The organism is Ruegeria sp. YTSA108, assembly GCF_059610185.1.
Genome location: NZ_JBXWND010000011.1, coordinates 34771 through 51730 on the forward strand (window position 1 = coordinate 34771; position 16960 = coordinate 51730).

General features: G+C 57.3%; 15 protein-coding genes. 4 read left to right on the top strand and 11 right to left on the bottom strand.

The features are described from left to right. The first annotated feature begins 1 nt into the window (after nucleotide 1). Both AC2FHW_RS15070 and AC2FHW_RS15075 read left to right on the top strand, forming a co-directional pair. The gene (locus AC2FHW_RS15070; protein WP_142638241.1) at nucleotides 2-883 is read left to right on the top strand and encodes a tryptophan 2,3-dioxygenase; all 882 of its coding nucleotides are present in this window, start codon (nucleotides 2-4) and stop codon (nucleotides 881-883) included. A 3-nt stretch (nucleotides 884-886) separates the two neighbouring features. Continuing rightward, nucleotides 887-1714: an alpha/beta hydrolase gene (locus AC2FHW_RS15075; protein ID WP_496822159.1), complete on the top strand. Its 828-nt coding sequence runs from the start codon at nucleotides 887-889 to the stop codon at nucleotides 1712-1714. Between the two features lie 299 nt (nucleotides 1715-2013). Here AC2FHW_RS15075 and AC2FHW_RS15080 read toward each other — a convergent pair whose 3' ends face one another. The 4 genes from AC2FHW_RS15080 to AC2FHW_RS15095 all read right to left on the bottom strand — a co-directional run bounded on the left by AC2FHW_RS15080 (nucleotide 2014) and on the right by AC2FHW_RS15095 (nucleotide 6132). Then, entirely contained in the window at nucleotides 2014-2793 is a 780-nt protein-coding gene (locus AC2FHW_RS15080) for an IclR family transcriptional regulator (RefSeq protein WP_142638245.1), read from the bottom strand. Between the two features lie 11 nt (nucleotides 2794-2804). Then, nucleotides 2805-4163, bottom strand: coding sequence for a TRAP transporter large permease (locus tag AC2FHW_RS15085; RefSeq protein WP_142638247.1), 1359 nt, complete (start codon nucleotides 4161-4163; stop codon nucleotides 2805-2807). Then, complete coding sequence (locus AC2FHW_RS15090; protein WP_142638249.1) at nucleotides 4163-4828, bottom strand: TRAP transporter small permease; 666 nt, start codon at nucleotides 4826-4828, stop codon at nucleotides 4163-4165. Before AC2FHW_RS15090 ends, AC2FHW_RS15085 begins: the two co-directional genes overlap by 1 nt. A 65-nt stretch (nucleotides 4829-4893) precedes the next feature. Continuing rightward, a complete protein-coding gene (locus AC2FHW_RS15095) occupies nucleotides 4894-6132 on the bottom strand; it encodes a TRAP transporter substrate-binding protein (RefSeq protein ID WP_142638251.1) in 1239 nt (412 codons plus the stop codon). Between the two features lie 109 nt (nucleotides 6133-6241). On the opposite strand from AC2FHW_RS15095, the gene AC2FHW_RS15100 reads away from it, so the two are divergent. Then, the gene (locus AC2FHW_RS15100) at nucleotides 6242-7837 is read left to right on the top strand and encodes a GMC family oxidoreductase (RefSeq protein ID WP_271950774.1); all 1596 of its coding nucleotides are present in this window, start codon (nucleotides 6242-6244) and stop codon (nucleotides 7835-7837) included. 583 nt (nucleotides 7838-8420) lie between these two features. Here the strand turns inward: AC2FHW_RS15100 and infB are convergent. The 6 genes from infB to pip form a co-directional block, all read right to left on the bottom strand. Continuing rightward, nucleotides 8421-10898: a translation initiation factor IF-2 gene (infB, locus tag AC2FHW_RS15105; protein ID WP_281973586.1), complete on the bottom strand. Its 2478-nt coding sequence runs from the start codon at nucleotides 10896-10898 to the stop codon at nucleotides 8421-8423. 8 nt (nucleotides 10899-10906) lie between these two features. Further along, nucleotides 10907-11530 carry an RNA-binding protein gene (locus AC2FHW_RS15110; protein ID WP_142638257.1) on the bottom strand — a complete coding sequence of 208 codons (624 nt, stop codon included), beginning with the start codon at nucleotides 11528-11530 and terminating at the stop codon, nucleotides 10907-10909. A 22-nt stretch (nucleotides 11531-11552) separates the two neighbouring features. After that, nucleotides 11553-13166 carry a transcription termination factor NusA gene (gene nusA, locus AC2FHW_RS15115; protein WP_142638259.1) on the bottom strand — a complete coding sequence of 538 codons (1614 nt, stop codon included), beginning with the start codon at nucleotides 13164-13166 and terminating at the stop codon, nucleotides 11553-11555. After that, on the bottom strand, nucleotides 13166-13756 hold the full coding sequence (gene rimP / locus AC2FHW_RS15120) for a ribosome maturation factor RimP (protein WP_142638261.1): 591 nt from the start codon (nucleotides 13754-13756) through the stop codon (nucleotides 13166-13168). Before rimP ends, nusA begins: the two co-directional genes overlap by 1 nt. Nucleotides 13757-13917: 161 nt before the next feature. Then, nucleotides 13918-14739, bottom strand: a complete 822-nt coding sequence (locus AC2FHW_RS15125) for an ABC transporter substrate-binding protein (protein ID WP_496710582.1) — start codon at nucleotides 14737-14739, stop codon at nucleotides 13918-13920. Next, nucleotides 14736-15713 (bottom strand): prolyl aminopeptidase, encoded by a 978-nt coding sequence (gene pip / locus AC2FHW_RS15130; protein ID WP_142638265.1) that lies wholly within the window; start codon nucleotides 15711-15713, stop codon nucleotides 14736-14738. The genes AC2FHW_RS15125 and pip overlap by 4 nt, the downstream gene beginning before the upstream one ends. A 48-nt stretch (nucleotides 15714-15761) precedes the next feature. Between pip and ubiG the strand changes: the two genes are divergently transcribed. Then, nucleotides 15762-16508, top strand: coding sequence for a bifunctional 2-polyprenyl-6-hydroxyphenol methylase/3-demethylubiquinol 3-O-methyltransferase UbiG (gene ubiG, locus AC2FHW_RS15135; protein ID WP_142638267.1), 747 nt, complete (start codon nucleotides 15762-15764; stop codon nucleotides 16506-16508). Between the two features lie 2 nt (nucleotides 16509-16510). Here ubiG and AC2FHW_RS15140 read toward each other — a convergent pair whose 3' ends face one another. Then, a complete protein-coding gene (locus AC2FHW_RS15140) occupies nucleotides 16511-16951 on the bottom strand; it encodes a MarR family winged helix-turn-helix transcriptional regulator (protein ID WP_142638269.1) in 441 nt (146 codons plus the stop codon). Between the last annotated feature and the right edge of the window lie 9 nt (nucleotides 16952-16960).

Sequence of the window (16960 nt, forward strand, 5' to 3'; positions counted from 1 at the left end):
GATGAGCGACAAGGACAACCGGTATCTTGAACGCGGGATCGAGGACACTCTGGTCACGGATTTCGCCGAAACCCACCGCAAGAGCTATGGCGACTTCCTGCAGCTCAAAACCCTACTGAATCTGCAAAAGACGTTTCAGGATCCCGCGCAACCAGATGAGATGCTGTTCATCATCATCCATCAGGTCAGCGAGCTGTGGCTGAAGCTGATGCATCACCAGCTGGTCGAAGTGCGCCGCTTTCTGCAAGAGGACGAATTTGGCCCGGCAATGAAGAATCTCGACCGGGTCAAAGCAATCCAGCGGCAGTTGATTTCCGCGTGGGAAACGCTTCTGACCATGACCCCCGCCGATTACATGACCTTTCGGCAAGCACTTGGCAGCTCCTCGGGATTTCAAAGCTATGGCTATCGTCAGATTGAATTCATTCTGGGCAACAAGGATGCCTCGACCCTGAAGGTTCACCAGCATGATCCCGAAGTCATGGAATTATTGGATGCCGCACTGACCAAGCCTTCGCTTTACGACGAAGTGCTGCACATGCTGGCCCGGCAAGGGTTTGACGTGCCTGATGACCTGCTGAACCGTGACTTTGCACAGCCCTATTCCGGCGACCCGCGCGTGGTGAAAATCTGGGCTCAGGTGTTTCACAATACCGATCAGTATTGGGACCTCTATGCGCTGGCCGAAAAGCTGATGGACGTGGAATCCCTGTTCCAGCGCTGGCGGTTTGACCATGTCACCGCGGTCGAGCGAGTTATTGGCAACCAGCCAGGTACAGGCGGGTCTAGCGGTGTGTCGTTCCTGCGCAAAGCGCTGGACTTGCGGTTCTTTCACGATCTCTACGATGTGCGCACCGAATTGATGTATAGCGGGCAGGAGTAGGCGATGCTGTATCGTGGTTTCACTCAGACTGAGCTGGAGCAGGAGTATTCTCCCAGTTCGATGGTTGGCGGCGATCTGACACCCTATCTTGAAAGCTACGCCGCGCTGAGTGCGCAGAACCGCGCCCGGATGGAATGCCGGGAAAACCTGCCCTTCGGCGAAACATCTGAACAGGTGCTCGACTTCTTTCCTGCGTCGACGGCCAACGCTCCGCTGCATGTCTTTATCCACGGAGGTTACTGGCAGGCGCTCAGTCAGCGTGAGTCGGCGATGATGGCCCCTACACTGGTGGAAAACGGGCAAGCCTTTGCAACGCTGAACTATACGCTCGCACCTGAGGCCCGACTGGATCAGATGATCAAAGAGTGCCGCGATGCCCTGCTTTGGCTGGGATCACAGGCGACGGCCCTTGGGTTCGATCCGGCGCAGATCACCTTGTCGGGGCACAGCGCCGGGGCACATCTGGCGGCCATGGTGATGGCGACTTCAGCCGATGCGCTAGCCCGCGCCGGCTTGCGGGTACGAGAGGTGATTCTGATTAGCGGCGTCTATGATCTTGAACCGATCAGCCTGACGCCGGTGAATGACCCGCTGCAACTTACCCCGGTCGAGATACACGATCTCTCACCCATCCTGCACCTGCCCGCCCCCGGTCCGCGTTACCATGTAACCGTCGCCGAGCGCGACACACCCGAATTCATTCGTCAAAGCCGGGACTATGCGGAATTGCTGCGTAAAGGCGGGCATTCTGTCAGTTTTGATCTGCAGAAAGGGATGCAGCATTTCGACATCATCATGCACGCAAGCAGGTTCCTGCCGGCTCCTCGGTAGTCATAGGCGTTGGGCGAAAGAATATTCTGACCTTTGCGTCATGCACTGAGCCAGTCGCCATATCCCTGCATTTGTGGCGGTACCGCAAGTGTCCGGTTTGAGCCCAGAGTGACAGATGCTGCGCTAGCTAGGAATGGCAGCGGTGCGCTAATGTCGACTCTGCAAAGTTGAACGAACGGAGTACACGGAACTTTTATCGCGCTCTCATCCGTTCTGGTGCAGAATTCTCCAAACCGGTCGATGATCGAATTCGCAGATGGTGAAAAAAATCACGCTTTGACTGTCATCTGAAGCATTAGTCACTGGCTCAAAAGAGCCGAAAGCTGCTTCGCTCCCTTCTGAAGTATGCCCAGAAACGACATCAGACTGTTGACGTCATGACGTTGTGTCGGCGCGTGAACCGAAAGCGTGCCTACCAATCGGCCTTGTCCATCCTGAACGGGTACTGCTAGGGCAGTCATTCCGGTCATGAATTCCTCGTCATCGGTGGAATAACTATTCTCAGAGATACGTCGGATCTCAGATCGCAATGCCTTGGGATCGGTCAGCGAGCGTTCGGTTTGTGGTTGTAGATGTCCTGCCGAAAGAAACCCATCCAGCTTTCTTTGCCGTAGTGTGGACAGGTACATCTTGCCGCTGGCCGTGCAATGGAAGGGCACCTGTGTCCCGACCGGCAGTTGAATTCGCAGGGGCCACTTCGTTTCCACCCGGTCGAGATAGATCATGCCCTCGCGGTCTGGAATGGCGAGATTACATGTCTCGCCAACAGTTTCAGCCACACTGCGCAAGATCGCCAGTCGCGCAGTGCGCAAATGCTCGGACGACATGGTGTTGACCGATAGCAGTCGCAGCCGGTGTCCCGGGCCATATGATCTGCCATCGAGATCCCGCTGCAGAAACCCTTCGGCTTCTGCGGTTTGCAGCAGACGGTGAATTGTTGGCTTGGCCAGACCTAATGCCTCAATCAGATCCGATGGTTTTACGGAAACGCCACGCCGCGCCACCTCCTCGAGGATCAGCAAGAGGCGGAGGTTGGTTGGTATTTGAGTTTCTTTTTCTTGTGTTTCCGTCTCGGCCATCCTGCAACAGTCTAGCTATTTGGCAGCAGTATCAAGGCCAGATCGGGCACAAGCGACACTAAAATCCAAACAGAAAGAAGCGCCACCAGATAGGGTACCGTATACCGAAGCAACCGGAAATAAGGTACTCCTGTTACTCCTGAAGCCACATAGAGGTTCAGCCCATAAGGTGGTGTGATGAATCCAATGGACGCCCCCACAAGGAAGATCACCGAGAAATGGATTGGATCAATCCCAACCGAGGCCGCGATTGGCGCAAGAATTGGGGCGAGAATTATGGTTACAGGTAGGCTTTCCAGAACCATACCCGAGAAGAAAACAATCACCATCGACGTGAACAGAACCGCATAGTATCCACCCATTGAAGTCACGAAATCCCCGATTGTCTGCTGCGCGCCGAGCAATGACAAGATCTGTTGCATCACCACTGATATCGCGATCAGAGGCGCGAGGATGCCGGTGATCTGGGCCGAGCGGATGACGATCGAGGGGATCTCGGGGATCGTAAAGCCTTCGACCACGAACATTTCGGCGTAACTCTTCTCGGTTGGCGATATGTCGTTTCTGGCCCCCATAATCCGGTTGATCGGATAGCTGACCAAACCAGCGATCACACAGAAGCCAACCGTCACGCCCGCGGCTTCTGTCGGGGAAAACTTGCCTGTGTAGATGCCCCACAGCACCAGCCCAATGGCAAAAAATCCAAGCCAGGCGCCAAATGCCGTTTTCAGTATCCGGTTGAGCTGCAAAGGGATCAGATGGCCCCACCCGTTCATGCGGCAAATGATCCAGCACGCGAATTGCATACCAAAGACCATGAGCGCGCCCGGAAGAATGCCCGCCACGAACAACTCGGAAATAGGAAGGTTCATCAAGAAGCCATAGACGATGAAGATAATGGAAGGCGGGATAATGATCCCTACAGTACCCCCTGCCGCAGCGGTCGCCGCGCTGAACCGTTCGTCATAGCCACCTTTGACCATCTCGGGGTGCAGCATCGAACCAATTGTGGCTGTCGTCGCCGAGTTTGATCCCGAAATCGCCGCGAATAACCCGCAGGCACCAAGCGATGCCATCGCCAACCCACCACGTATCCAGCCCAGACAGGCATAGGCGAAATCGCTGAGCCTTCGGGCAATACCAGACTTGTTGATCAGGTCTCCGGTCAGGATAAAGAGCGGCATCGCGAGCAGGGCAAAGCCTTTGTTGAACACGTTCAACAGTTCGGCCCCCATATTGTCCAGCGTCAAGCCAAGGACGAATGAGCAGCCGATCACCCAATAGCCGATGACCAAAAACACCGGCACGCCCAGCATGAACAGAAAGGTAACCCCAAGTGAGATCAGTGTAACCAAAGTTCCGTCTGTCATCAGTCTGCTCCGATCACGGCCTGCTTGATCAGCGGCTCACCTGTTTTCCAGTTTTGCAGATCGTCGGCGAGGTTCTGAAACACACGCCCGATCATCAAAAAGAACGAAAGAGGCGCGGCCAGCAAAAACCACCACTGCATGATATTGTCCGTGCCGAGAACGATCTGAAAATTTGACGCCGATAACGCAACCAGTCGCGTGGTCGTCACGATGACGATCACGGCAAAGATGAACCACAACACCGCATCAAGGATCAAACAGGCCAACTGCCCGCCTCGGGGCATTGCGGTGCGGAACTCATTGAAACTCAGATGCGTCCGCAGGCGAACATTGTACGTGGCCCCGAACCACGCCATCACCATAAACAACAAGGGAGGGATAGTGGTGGACCACGGTTCTTGATCGTTGAACACGAATCGGTCGATCACGCCCCAGAAAATGATCAACGCAATGGCGAGGTAAGAATATACCATCACCGACCGCTCCAGATGGCGCTCGATAAACGGCACTGTCCGATAGATCAGCATGATCACGAATCCGCCCATGGCTGAAACAACCGCGCCCAACACCCATGCGGCGTCCGATTCCAGCGCTGATTGAATCTCGAACGAATCCTGGCTGAGAAAGGCACTGAAGATCGCGCCTGTGTCTGCCCAAAACGACATGTACCCCGTCCTCCCAGTCGGTGTGTATTAGAACCGGCCCGCTTGGGGCCGGTTCGTCTTTTGTATCAGGCTTCGCCTTTCCACCAACGGCGCGGTTCTACGTTTTCCGGCAGGGTGTCTGCCGGAATCTCACGCGCGATGTCGTAGATTTCCTGATAGGTATCGATGCCACCGGCCCATTTGTTCAAACGCTCACGCCACTGCGCCCAAGGTTCGGGGTTGTAGTTCGGGGCGCACATCTCTTCGGCCAGTTTGATCTGATCATCTGGCAGGAATGCCGGACGTACTCCATTTTCGGCGAAGATAGTATCAGGCAGCTGCGGTTCCGAGAAACCGACAGTGTTCAGCAAAGCCGCTTCATTGGCACCTTGAATCAAAGCCTGCGTAAAGTAGGAAGACTCCATCACAGCATCCTGCAGCTCCCCGCCCAGACTGTCGAACACTTTGGCCGACATTGAGGTATGTTCAGTGCCGCAGAAGAATTTCAGGTTGACTGACTGCGACACCACTGGAGCCATGTTGGCATATGCGACGGCCGATGCCCACGTTTCAGCCCCGTCGATTAGACCAGTCTTCAACGCATCCAGAGTTTCTTCCCATGCAACCGGTACCGGATTCAGGTTCAACAGCTGCATCGCAATGCGTCCCAGCTGCGTACCCGTCACACGGTTCTTTGTACCGAACAGCTCTTCCAGTTTGGTGACGGTCGGCTTGTCGGCAAAGGTCGAACCCATTTGCAGGCCGCGCAATTCACAGTGGGTAAACAGGAACTTCAGGCCGTGCCGTTTCTCAAGCGGATCACGCAGAATGCGCTGGCTCGCCGGGCTGTAGAAGAAGTGATACTGCGCTGCCCGGCTGGGGAACATGTAAGCATAGTCCAGCACGTTGAGATACGGCGCGCCTCCAGCCGAGTTCTGGGTCGAGGCCGCGTAAATATCAACAATGCCCTGCTGGGTTTTTTCAACACAGCTCAGCTGGCCGCAGATCTGGTTATCGCCAATGAACTCGATCCGAATTTCACCGTCCGTGCGCTCTTCCAGATCGCGTGCAAACTCGATCGCGCCGGCGCGTTCGATCAGCAGATTGCGGGTGTTAAAGCCCGATGCGCCAAATTTAAGCGTGTGCTTTGGCTCTTTCGAGAAGCGCTTTTCATAGGTTGATTCGGCTGCCTGCGCCAGATTCGCCAGGCTCATCGCGCCACCGAACCCACCTGCCGCCAGCAGTGTCGAACTCATGCCATACCGCCCGGCCACACGAAAAAAATCTCGCCGGGAAATGCCACTTAGTTTCTTACCGATCTCCATTGCCTACCTCCCTGATCGCAATTAATGAGACGTTTTGTATCAAAAAAGGCTAGTATATTTCTCGCATCTTGCATAGAGTTTTTTTCAGTCGCGTCGGGAGGAGACAGTTATGGAAGTCGATTATGCGGTAGTCGGAGCAGGATCTTCGGGCTGTGTCATTGCCAACCGTTTGAGTGCTGATCCCAATACGACCGTCGCATTGCTGGAGGCTGGCGGTCGCGACACCAACCCGTGGATTCACATTCCGGTCGGTTATTTCAAAACAATGCACAACCCGTCGGTTGACTGGTGCTATCGCACTGAACCCGATCCGGGGCTTAATGGACGATCCATAGACTGGCCACGAGGCAAGGTGCTGGGCGGCTCATCCTCGCTGAACGGGCTGCTTTATGTCCGCGGCCAGAAAGAAGACTACGATCGCTGGCGGCAAATGGGCAATGAGGGATGGGGGTGGGACGATGTCTTGCCCCTGTTTAAACGTTGCGAAGATCAAGAACGCGGTGAAGATGAGTTTCACGGCATTGGCGGGCCTTTGTCTGTTTCGAACATGCGCATTCAACGCCCCATCTGCGACGCCTGGGTTGCCGCAGCACAGGTTGCAGGCTACGCGTTCAATCCCGACTACAATGGCGCCGAACAAGAAGGCGTAGGTTATTTCCAATTGACCACACGCAACGGTCGTCGCTGCAGCGCGGCTGTGGCTTATCTCAAACCCATTCGAAGTCGTCAGAATCTTAACATCATCACCAACGCATTTGTGACGCGCGTGGTTTTGGACGGGAAAAAGGCGACCGGGCTGGTTTACCGTGACAGGTCAGGGGTCGAGCAAACTCTGAAGGTTCGACGCGAGATTATCCTGTCTGGTGGCGCGATCAATTCGCCCCAGATCCTGATGTTGTCGGGGATTGGAGACCCGGACCACCTCAAAGAAAACGGAATCGAACCGCTTCACGCCCTGTCTGGCGTTGGTAAGGGCTTGCAGGATCATTTACAGGCGCGCCTGGTGTTCAAGTGCAATGAACCAACACTGAATGATGAAGTCCGCAGCCTCTTCAATCAGGCGCGCATCGCTCTGAAATATGCACTGTTCCGTGCCGGGCCTATGACAATGGCGGCCAGCCTTGCCACCGGCTTTATGAAAACGCGCCCGGATGTAGAGACACCCGATATACAGTTTCATGTCCAACCCTGGTCCGCTGACAGCCCGGGCGAGGGCGTACACCCGTTCTCGGCCTTTACAATGTCGGTCTGCCAGCTGCGCCCGGAAAGCAGGGGGGAGTTGCGCCTGAACGGCCCCGATCCGTCCAAACATGTCAAGATCATACCGAACTACTTGTCCACAGAAACAGATTGCAGGACCATAGTCGATGGCGTGAATATCGCGCGGCGAATTGCCAAGAAAAACCCTTTGGCCTCGAAGATTTCGGAAGAGTTTCGACCAACAGAAGATCTGAATTGCAACGACTATGACGCTACGCTGGATTGGGCCAGGTCGAATTCGACCTCGATCTACCACCCAACCGGCACCTGTGCGATGGGAAGCTCTGAGGCATCTGTTGTCGATCCTAAACTAAGGGTTCACGGACTAGAAAATCTGCGCGTGGCCGATTGTTCGATCATGCCCGAGATCGTCAGTGGCAACACCAACGCACCGGCAATCATGATCGGGGAAAAGGCGAGCGATTTGATAATCGCGGATGCCTGACAGGCCCTCCATCTTGCCTGTGTGCGATGCAGAATGCCCAAAACACCCGCAACCGATGGATCGGTGTGCCAGTCGCGCAAGCTCAAGCTGTTCTGTTGATTATGTCTGATCGCAACTCGCACTTTGCCAACTCTTGTCTCATGACTGACCGTGATCTGGGAGGGCGACTCTTGGTCAACGATCTGTGCAGCATCCAGCTCAGATTTTGACGTTAAACCAATCTCGCGAAACATGCATAAGCGGTCGCGGACACTATTTGCTTTTCCAATAGTTCAAATCGGAACCTCCACTTTCCTATTTTTGGCGTACAAGTACTTCACTTGCAGAGAGATATACACAGCACGTGGTCGCGAGCCTGAGCCTGGCTACGGGCACTGCGTCGGTGAACCCTATTGGCCGCTAAGTCCGCATAGCCGACAGCAACCTAGATTTACTTTGCCTCTTGAACCAAGGCTACCCGGTGCGACTTGATGATTAACCTCAGAAAAACTCGCGCGAAAAGTCAAAGGCTCACGTCAGCTCTCCAAAAGAAAAACAGCGGCCCGTTGGAGCCGCTGTTTTCCGAATTTCAGTTCTGTCCGGATCAATCCAGTGTCCGGGTGACCTCTTCGCGCTCGAAGATTTCGATGACGTCGCCGGCGCGGATATCGTCGTAGTTCTCGAATGCCATACCGCATTCCTGACCCGACTGAACCTCGGCCACTTCGTCCTTGAAGCGCTTCAGCGTTTTCAGCGTGCCTTCGTGGATCACGACGTTGTCGCGCAGCAGGCGGACACCTGCGGAACGACGCGCCACGCCTTCTGTAACCAGACAGCCAGCAACCTTGCCAACGCCCGTAACCTTGAAGACTTCGCGGATCTCGGCATAACCGATGAACTTTTCGCGGATCTCGGCGCTCAACAGGCCTGATGCGGCGGCTTTCACGTCGTCGACCAGATCGTAGATCACCGAGTAGTAGCGGATTTCCACGCCCTTTTGGTTCGCGGTGTTCCGGGCTGAAGCATTGGCACGCACGTTGAAGCCCAGGATCGGGGCGCCGGATGCTTCGGCCAGGCCGACATCGGTTTCGGTGATTGCACCAACGCCCGAGTGCAGCACGCGTACACGTACTTCGTCGTTGCCGATCTTCTCCATCGCCTGAACGATGGCTTCGGCAGAACCCTGCACGTCCGCTTTCATCAGAATTGGCAGTTCGGTGACGTTTTCGTCTTCCTTGGCCTTCTGCATCAGCTGTTCAAGGGTGGTTGCGGCACCGGCGGCGGCGCGTTTGTCCTTGGCGGCCTGTTCACGGTAGGCGGCGATTTCACGCGCCTGCGCTTCAGTCTCGGTCACGTTCAGAACGTCCCCGGCCTCGGGCGTGCCATTCAGACCCAGAACCTCAACCGGAACCGAGGGTCCTGCCTCTTTGACGCGTTCGCCCTTGTCGTTGATCAGCGCACGGACTTTACCGTATTGCTCACCCACAACAAAGATATCGCCCTGACGCAATGTACCGGTTTGAACCAGAACGGTAGCAACAGGTCCACGGCCCACATCCAGCTGCGCCTCGATCACGGCACCCTGGGCGGCGCGATTCGGGTTGGCTTTCAGCTCAAGAATTTCGGATTGCAACGCGATGGCTTCCAGAAGCTCGTCCAGACCCTGACCGGTGATGGCGGACACTTCGACGTCCTGAACCTCACCCGACATTTTCTCAACGATGACTTCGTGCTGCAGCAGATCGGTGCGCACCTTGTCCGGGTTTGCGTCCGGCTTGTCGACCTTGTTGATCGCAACGATCATCGGGACACCCGCCGCTTTGGCGTGGTTGATCGCCTCGATCGTCTGCGGCATCACCGCGTCATCCGCAGCAACAACCAGAACCACGATATCCGTGACCTGTGCCCCGCGCGAACGCATCGAGGTAAAGGCCGCGTGGCCCGGTGTATCCAGGAAAGACAGCGTTGTGCCGCCATCGGTTTTCACCTGATAAGCGCCAATATGCTGGGTAATACCCCCGGCCTCACCCGCCACAACGCGAGCGTCGCGGATCGCGTCCAGCAACGAGGTCTTACCGTGGTCAACGTGACCCATGATGGTAATGACCGGCGGACGCGACTGCAGATCGCCTTCGCTGTCTTCGATCTCTTTGATGACGTCCTCGACGTCAGAGGCCGAGACGCGCGTGACCTTGTGGCCAAATTCTTCGATGATCAGTTCCGCAGTATCAGCGTCAATGGTCTGGTTCTGCGTGACCATCATGCCCATGTTCATCAGCGATTTGACAACGTCCGCGACACGCTCGGCCATACGGTTGGCCAGCTCGGACACGACAATCGCCTCGGGCAGCTGTACGTCACGGATAACCTTTTCCCGCTCGACCGCGCCGCCCATGGCTTTCTGACGCGCGCGCTCTTGCTTACGCTTCATGGCTGCCATCGAACGCTGACGGTTGCCTTCGCCACCCGTCGCCTGACCCAGAGTCAGCTTGCCTGAACGGCGGTTATCGTCACGGCCCTTGGTGCGCGCGCCGCGCTGTTCACGCTCGCGATCCTGCTTGCGTGGCGTTGCTGCAGGCGCAGGCTTGCTGGCCGGGCTGCGGGCGGCTTTTGGCTCTTCTGGAGTCGGGGTCGCCACGACACGCTTAGCGGCATCTTCAGCCTCTTTGCGCTTGCGTTCTTCCTCTTCGGCCTTGGCGCGCGCGCGTTCTTCGGCCTCGCGCTGTTCGCGCTCTTTGGCCTCTAGTTCCGCACGGCGACGGGCACGCTCTTCCTCGCGCGCTTTTTCAGCGGCCTGACGCTCGGCGGCCTCTTCGACCTCACGCGCCTTGGCAGCCTGCAGCGCCTTCATCCGGCGCGCCATTTCCACGTCGGAAATCCCGGCTGGACGACGCGACGGATCACCTGATGGCGTAGCTCCACCACCGGTTTTGGCCGCACCCGGCTTGGGGACCACCACGCGCTTGCGTTTGGTTTCCACCACGACATTCTTGGTACGTCCGTGGCTGAAACTTTGTTTCACATTTCCGGGGCGCGCCCCGCCACGAAGACCCAATGTCTTTTTGCCGTCACTATCGCTCATAAAGCTTCTTACCCTTCCGCGCGGCCCTTGCCGCCGTCATCCGTTTCGCGCAAGCCATGCAGGCGCTGCGCTTCCTCTACAACACGTTTGGCGAGTCCGCCAGAGGCCAAGGCCGCATGAATCACGGTTTGGCGCCCAAATGCCGCCCCAAGTTCGTCTGCGGTCAACCAGCCGATGTATTTCCCAAAGTGCGGCGTGCTGAGTTTCGACTTGCCGCGCCCCGATCCATCGGACGCCTGAAGCAATATCTGGGCCTCTTCCCGGTCCAGCATTGCCTTGACCTTTTCATAGCCAGCAACCGCATCACCGGACTTGCGCGCGAGGCTCAAAAGCTCGATCACGCGCCGCGCAATCTGCTTTTCAACCTCATCGGCCAGATCCTTTGACACAGTGACCTGCGCCTTGAACCCCCGCGCGAACAATTTCTTGCCGATGGCTTTATCCAACGCGCTACGGTCGGCCGAGACATAAACACCGCGCCCCGGCAGTTTTGCCGCGACATCAGGAAAGACCTGACCGTCTGGCCCGACCACAAAGCGGATCAGCCCATATCTAGGCTGAACCTCGCCAGTGGCAATGCACTTGCGTTCGGGTCCGTCAGACCGATCCTTATGGACGCCACCGCGACCCATGTGCGCCACCCGAAGCCTGCGATCAGGCCTCGGCTTCCTCGTCGGCCGCTACGCCGTCTTCTTCAGCTTGCTCCAATTCGGCAGGATCAACCCAGCCCAGCATGATGCGTGCGGTCATGACCAGATCCTGCGCCTCTTCCAGCGTTATGCCAAAAGGCTCCAGAACACCGTCATCCTTGATACGCTCACCATCAACTGTGGTCCAACCACCAGCCAGTTCCCAGTCAGCGCAGGTGGCAAAGTCTTCCAACGTTTTCACGTCGTCCTTGGCCAGCGCTTCTACCATCTGGGGTGTCAGACCTTCGAATTCAATAAGGCTGTCCTCGACACCCAGCTCACGCGCTGCATCCAGCGCCGCTTTGGCCTGTGCTTCCAGGTGCTCACGCGCACGAGTCTGCAGTTCCTGCGCGGTGCCTTCGTCGACGCCGTCAATGACCAACAGCTCGTCAAGCTCGACATAGGCGACTTCTTCCAGGTTGGTGAAGCCTTCCGATACCAGCAACTGAGCAAAGAATTCGTCTAGATCCAGGCTTTCCATAAACAGGCCGGTGCGGGCTTCGAACTCTTTCTGACGACGCGCCGATTCTTCGGCCTCGGTCATGATGTCGATGTCCAGGTTGGTCAGCTGGCTGGCCAGACGTACGTTCTGACCACGGCGACCGATGGCGAGGCTCAGCTGTTCCTCGGGAACCACAACTTCGATCTTGCCGGCTTCTTCGTCCAGAACCACCTTGGACACCTCGGCGGGCTGCAGCGCGTTCACCAGGAAGGTGGGCTGATCTTCATTCCATGGAATGATGTCGATCTTTTCGCCCTGCAGCTCATTCACGACGGCCTGCACACGGCTGCCGCGCATACCAACGCAGGCACCGACAGGGTCGATCGAGCCGTCATAGGAAATGACAGCGATCTTGGCGCGCGATCCGGGATCACGAGCAACAGCTTTGACCTCGATGATGCCGTCATAGATTTCCGGCACTTCCATCTTGAACAGTTCAGCCATGAATTCAGGCGCGGTGCGCGACAGGAAGATCTGGTGGCCACGAACCTCGCGGCGAACTTCCTTGATATAGGCGCGCACACGGTCATTGGGGCGATAGCTTTCGCGGCCAATCTTGTCGTTGCGGCGCAGAACAGCCTCGGCACCGCCCAGATCGACGATGACATTGCCAAACTCTTCGCGCTTGACCGCACCGTTGATGATGGTACCTGCGCGATCCTTGAAGTCTTCGTACTGGCGATCGCGCTCGGCTTCGCGAACCTTTTGCAGAATCACTTGCTTGGCGGATTGCGCCGCGATCCGGCCCATTTCGACCGGAGGCACTTCTTCGACATAGACGCTACCGACTTCCGGCGCTTCCATGTATTGCTTGGCCTGCTCGACGGTCATCTCGGCCTGATAGTTCTCAAGCTCCTCATCTTCAACCACAGTGCGGACGCGGGTAAAAGTCGCCTTGCCGGTCTTGCGGTCGATGCTGACGCGGATATCCATCTCGGCGCCGTAGCGGCTTTTGGCGGCACGGGCGAGCGATTCTTCCATCGCTTCGACAACCAGACCGGGGTCGATCATCTTTTCGCGGGCCACGGCCTCGGCGGTCTGCAGCAGCTCCAGCTGGTTGGCTGAGGTGATTGCCATCAGTTCGTCTCCTCTTCGGACCCTTCGGTCTCAATCTCGTCGAAAGCGTTTTCGTTCAGGGCACCGGCGTCCTTGCGCTGGCGCAGCATCTCTTTGATCAGATCATCGGTCAGGACCAGCTTGGCATCGCTTAGCCAGTCAAACTGCAAGCCGATGGTGATTGTCTCATCTCCCTCGGAGATATTGATCAAAACCTCATCGCCTTCGATCCCGGCCAGCTCACCTTTGAAGCGGCGACGGCCGTCGATCAGTTCGGCGGTTTCAATCTTTGCCTCATAGCCCTCGAACATCTCAAAATCCTTGAGACGTGTCAGAGGCCGGTCGATGCCGGGGCTGGACACTTCCAGCGCATAGGCGTCAAGGATCGGATCTTCGACATCCAGTGTGGCACTGACTGCGTTCGATATCTCGGCGCAATCATCCACTTCGATGCCACCATCGGGCTTGTCGGCCATGATCTGCAAGGTGGTCTGCTTGCCGCTCATCAGGCGGATACGGACCAGCTCATACCCCAGATCTTCGATCACTGGGGTGATGATCTCGGCCAGTCTCCGATCAATGGCAGCTTTGGCTATCAGTTCGTTTGTCATCAGCTACTCTACCCTGTCAGTCGGGCACAAAAAAACGGGCGCGCGGCCCGTCGAAATTCCCGGTGGAGCCCCAGACCAGAAGTCTGACACGCCGCTGTTGCAACTGCATATACGCAGGGTTTCCCGAGTCTGCAACCCCCGGCAGGAACCCTGACCGGAATTTACGCCAACCACCACCGTTCAGCGATGCGTCCGTCGTCCAGCGCGCGCGCGCCGCCGATCTGCTGGGGCATACCAACATGAGCAGCAGCAGCCAGCGCAATATCCGATTCGCTGGGGTGAAGGCGCAGACCGCGCAGTCCATTCAAGCCTTCGGATGATGGCAGGGCAGCAATATCCACATAGCCATCCCGCAATGCTTCGGCCCGGACGCAGGCATCAGGAATGACGATAATCTCAAAAGCATCCGCCCAGCCGGCCTGAGTGCTCTTATAATGGTCAACAACTTTGCGGCCCAGAAAGTGGCGATCATCCTCAGCCCGTTCGACACGGTAGCATCCGGTGCCATTGGCGATCTGCAGCGGTTTGACGCTCTGACCAGCCCGCGGGATGACAAATTGACTTTCGGCCAGCAGGAAAGGCAGACCGGGATTAGGTTTGGCCAGTTCAAGGTGCAGCCGGTTAGGGGCCAGCGCTTCGGCGCGCCCGACTTCGGCCAAAACCGCCATCACATCAGCGATATCCAATGCTACGCCGTCGTGGAACACCGCATCATCGCGCAGATCAAACGTCCAGATCCGGGCATCCGTATCGGTCTGCCATGCTGTTGCCAGCTCACCTCGCAAGGTACCGTCCGGTGCGATTTCGGTCAGCGTGTCAAACACCGCCCCCCGTGCAACCTGTTCAAGACTGTCGTCACGCGGCACCGCAAGCCGCAGGGTTCCGCCCGGCTTGGGCGTATTCGCCAGTGAGGCGCCTGTTGCCGCCAACAGCGCCGCAGCGGCACCTGATGCAAACAACGCGCGGCGGTCAATGCGGGTCATGCTACCCCCTCGGCCACGCGGTTCATAATGCGGACCAGTTCGGCACTGATGCCGGGTTCAGACAGGGCATGGCCTGCCTGACGGACCATCTTCAATTCGACATTCGGCCAGCGCTCGGCCAGGTTCCAGGCAGAATGCGGTGGGCAGATCATGTCATAGCGGCCCTGAACGATATGGCCGGGAATATGAGCGATCCGATCCATCTGCTCCAGAATCTGCCCGTCCTGATCAAGGAAAGCCCGATTGATGAAATAGTGATTCTCAAGCCGGGCAAAGGCGCGCGCATACTCACCCGGGCTTTCTCCGGTGGATCCGTTCGAATGGATTGACGCCAGCGCATTTTCCCAGGCGGACCAGGCCCGTCCGTACAGAACCTCAGTCGCCCGATCCCCTGAGAACAGACGTTTGTTATAGGCCCCAATCGTGTCGGAAAGCTCAGTCTCGGAGAGCAGAGCGGTGAACTTGGACCATTGCTCGGGCCAGAACTTGCCCGCGCCACCACCATAGAACCAGTCCAGCTCGGCCTGCGTTGCCAGAAACACGCCGCGCAATATCAGCCTATTCACCCGGTCGGGATGCGCCTGCGCATAGATCAACGCCAGGGTTGCGCCCCAGCTTCCACCGAAAACGGCCCAGTCACTGATGTTCAACAGGGTGCGCAGCCGTTCGATATCGGCCACCAGATGCCAGGTTGTGTTGTCTGTGACCGACGCGTGCGGGCGCGAGCGTCCACAGCCTCTCTGATCAAACAGAATCACCCGAAAGACGTCCGGATCGAAATAGCGCCGCATTGCGGGGCTGCATCCGCCACCTGGGCCTCCGTGCAACACGACCACCGGCAGGCCATCCGGATTGCCGCATTGTTCCATATAGATAAGGTGACCATCGCCCACATCGACCATGCGCTGATCGAACGGGTCGATCGGCGGGTAAAGATATTGCACTGCGCGCTTTTGGTCCGGGTACTTGTCCATTATGGCCCTATATAGTCCTTAAACGTAAAAGAGCATACGGAGACAGGAATGCAAGCGCATCCGAACACGGTAGACCCGTCCGAGATCGCAAAATTCGAGGCGATGGCCGCCGAATGGTGGGACCCGCATGGGAAATTCAAGCCCCTGCATATGCTGAACCCCTGTCGTCTGGATTATATCACACAGCAAATCGCAGGCGAATTTGACCGTGATCTGAAAGCCCCGCGCCCGTTCGAGGGCCTGCGCCTGCTGGATATCGGATGTGGAGGAGGCTTGCTGAGCGAACCCATGGCTCGCCTTGGCGCCGAGGTCGTGGGCGCCGATGCCGCCGAGGGCAACCTGCCCGTCGCCCGCATCCATGCCGAGCAATCAGGGCTTGGGATCGACTATCGCCACACCACTGCCGAGGCGATGGCCGCCGCAGGTGAGCAGTTTGATGTGATTCTGAACATGGAGGTGGTCGAACATGTGGCCGACCCGCTCAGCTTTCTGACAGCCACGCGGGATTTGCTGAAACCAGGTGGGCTTGAGATTTGTTCGACCATCAACCGCAACCCGAAATCCTATGCGATGGCCATCTTTGGTGCCGAGGTGATCATGCGTTGGCTGCCGCGCGGCACGCATGAGTGGAACAAGTTCATCACCCCTGACGAGTTGTTCGACCTGTTGCGTCAAGCCGGGTTGGACCCGGTGGACCGCAAGGGTTTCGTATTCAACCCGATCCTGTGGAGCTGGTCGATCTCGGACCGGGATTTAAGCGTGAATTATGTGACGGCGAGCGTGAAGCCGGGGTGAACCTACTCCCCCTCCAACTGCAATCGCAAATCCCGCAGCACGGGCAGCGTGCTGCGGACCCGCTCCAGCCCCAGCTCTCCGACCACGCGGTTGATCAGCGGCGCAATGGAGGAGATCGCCTGATCCCGAGCACTCCGCCCAGCGGGGCTGATGGCGACCATCTTGCGGCGGGCGTCGTCCCAGTCGGGGCGGATGTGGATATATCCGGCCCATTCCAGCTTGGCCAAGGTATTGGTCATGGCACCTCGGGTCACGTGAAACGTATCGGCTAGCTGTGCCGGGCTGCGTTCGTTGCCGACAAAGACAAGATGGTTCAAAACCGAGAAATGCGAAATTTCCATGCCCCTGGGCAGCACCCGGCTGAGCCGGTTACGCAATAACTGGTCTGCGGTCAGGATCTCGCTGAACAGCGTGACCGCGAGGGCATTGGTATCGTTTGTCATAGTCCAGAT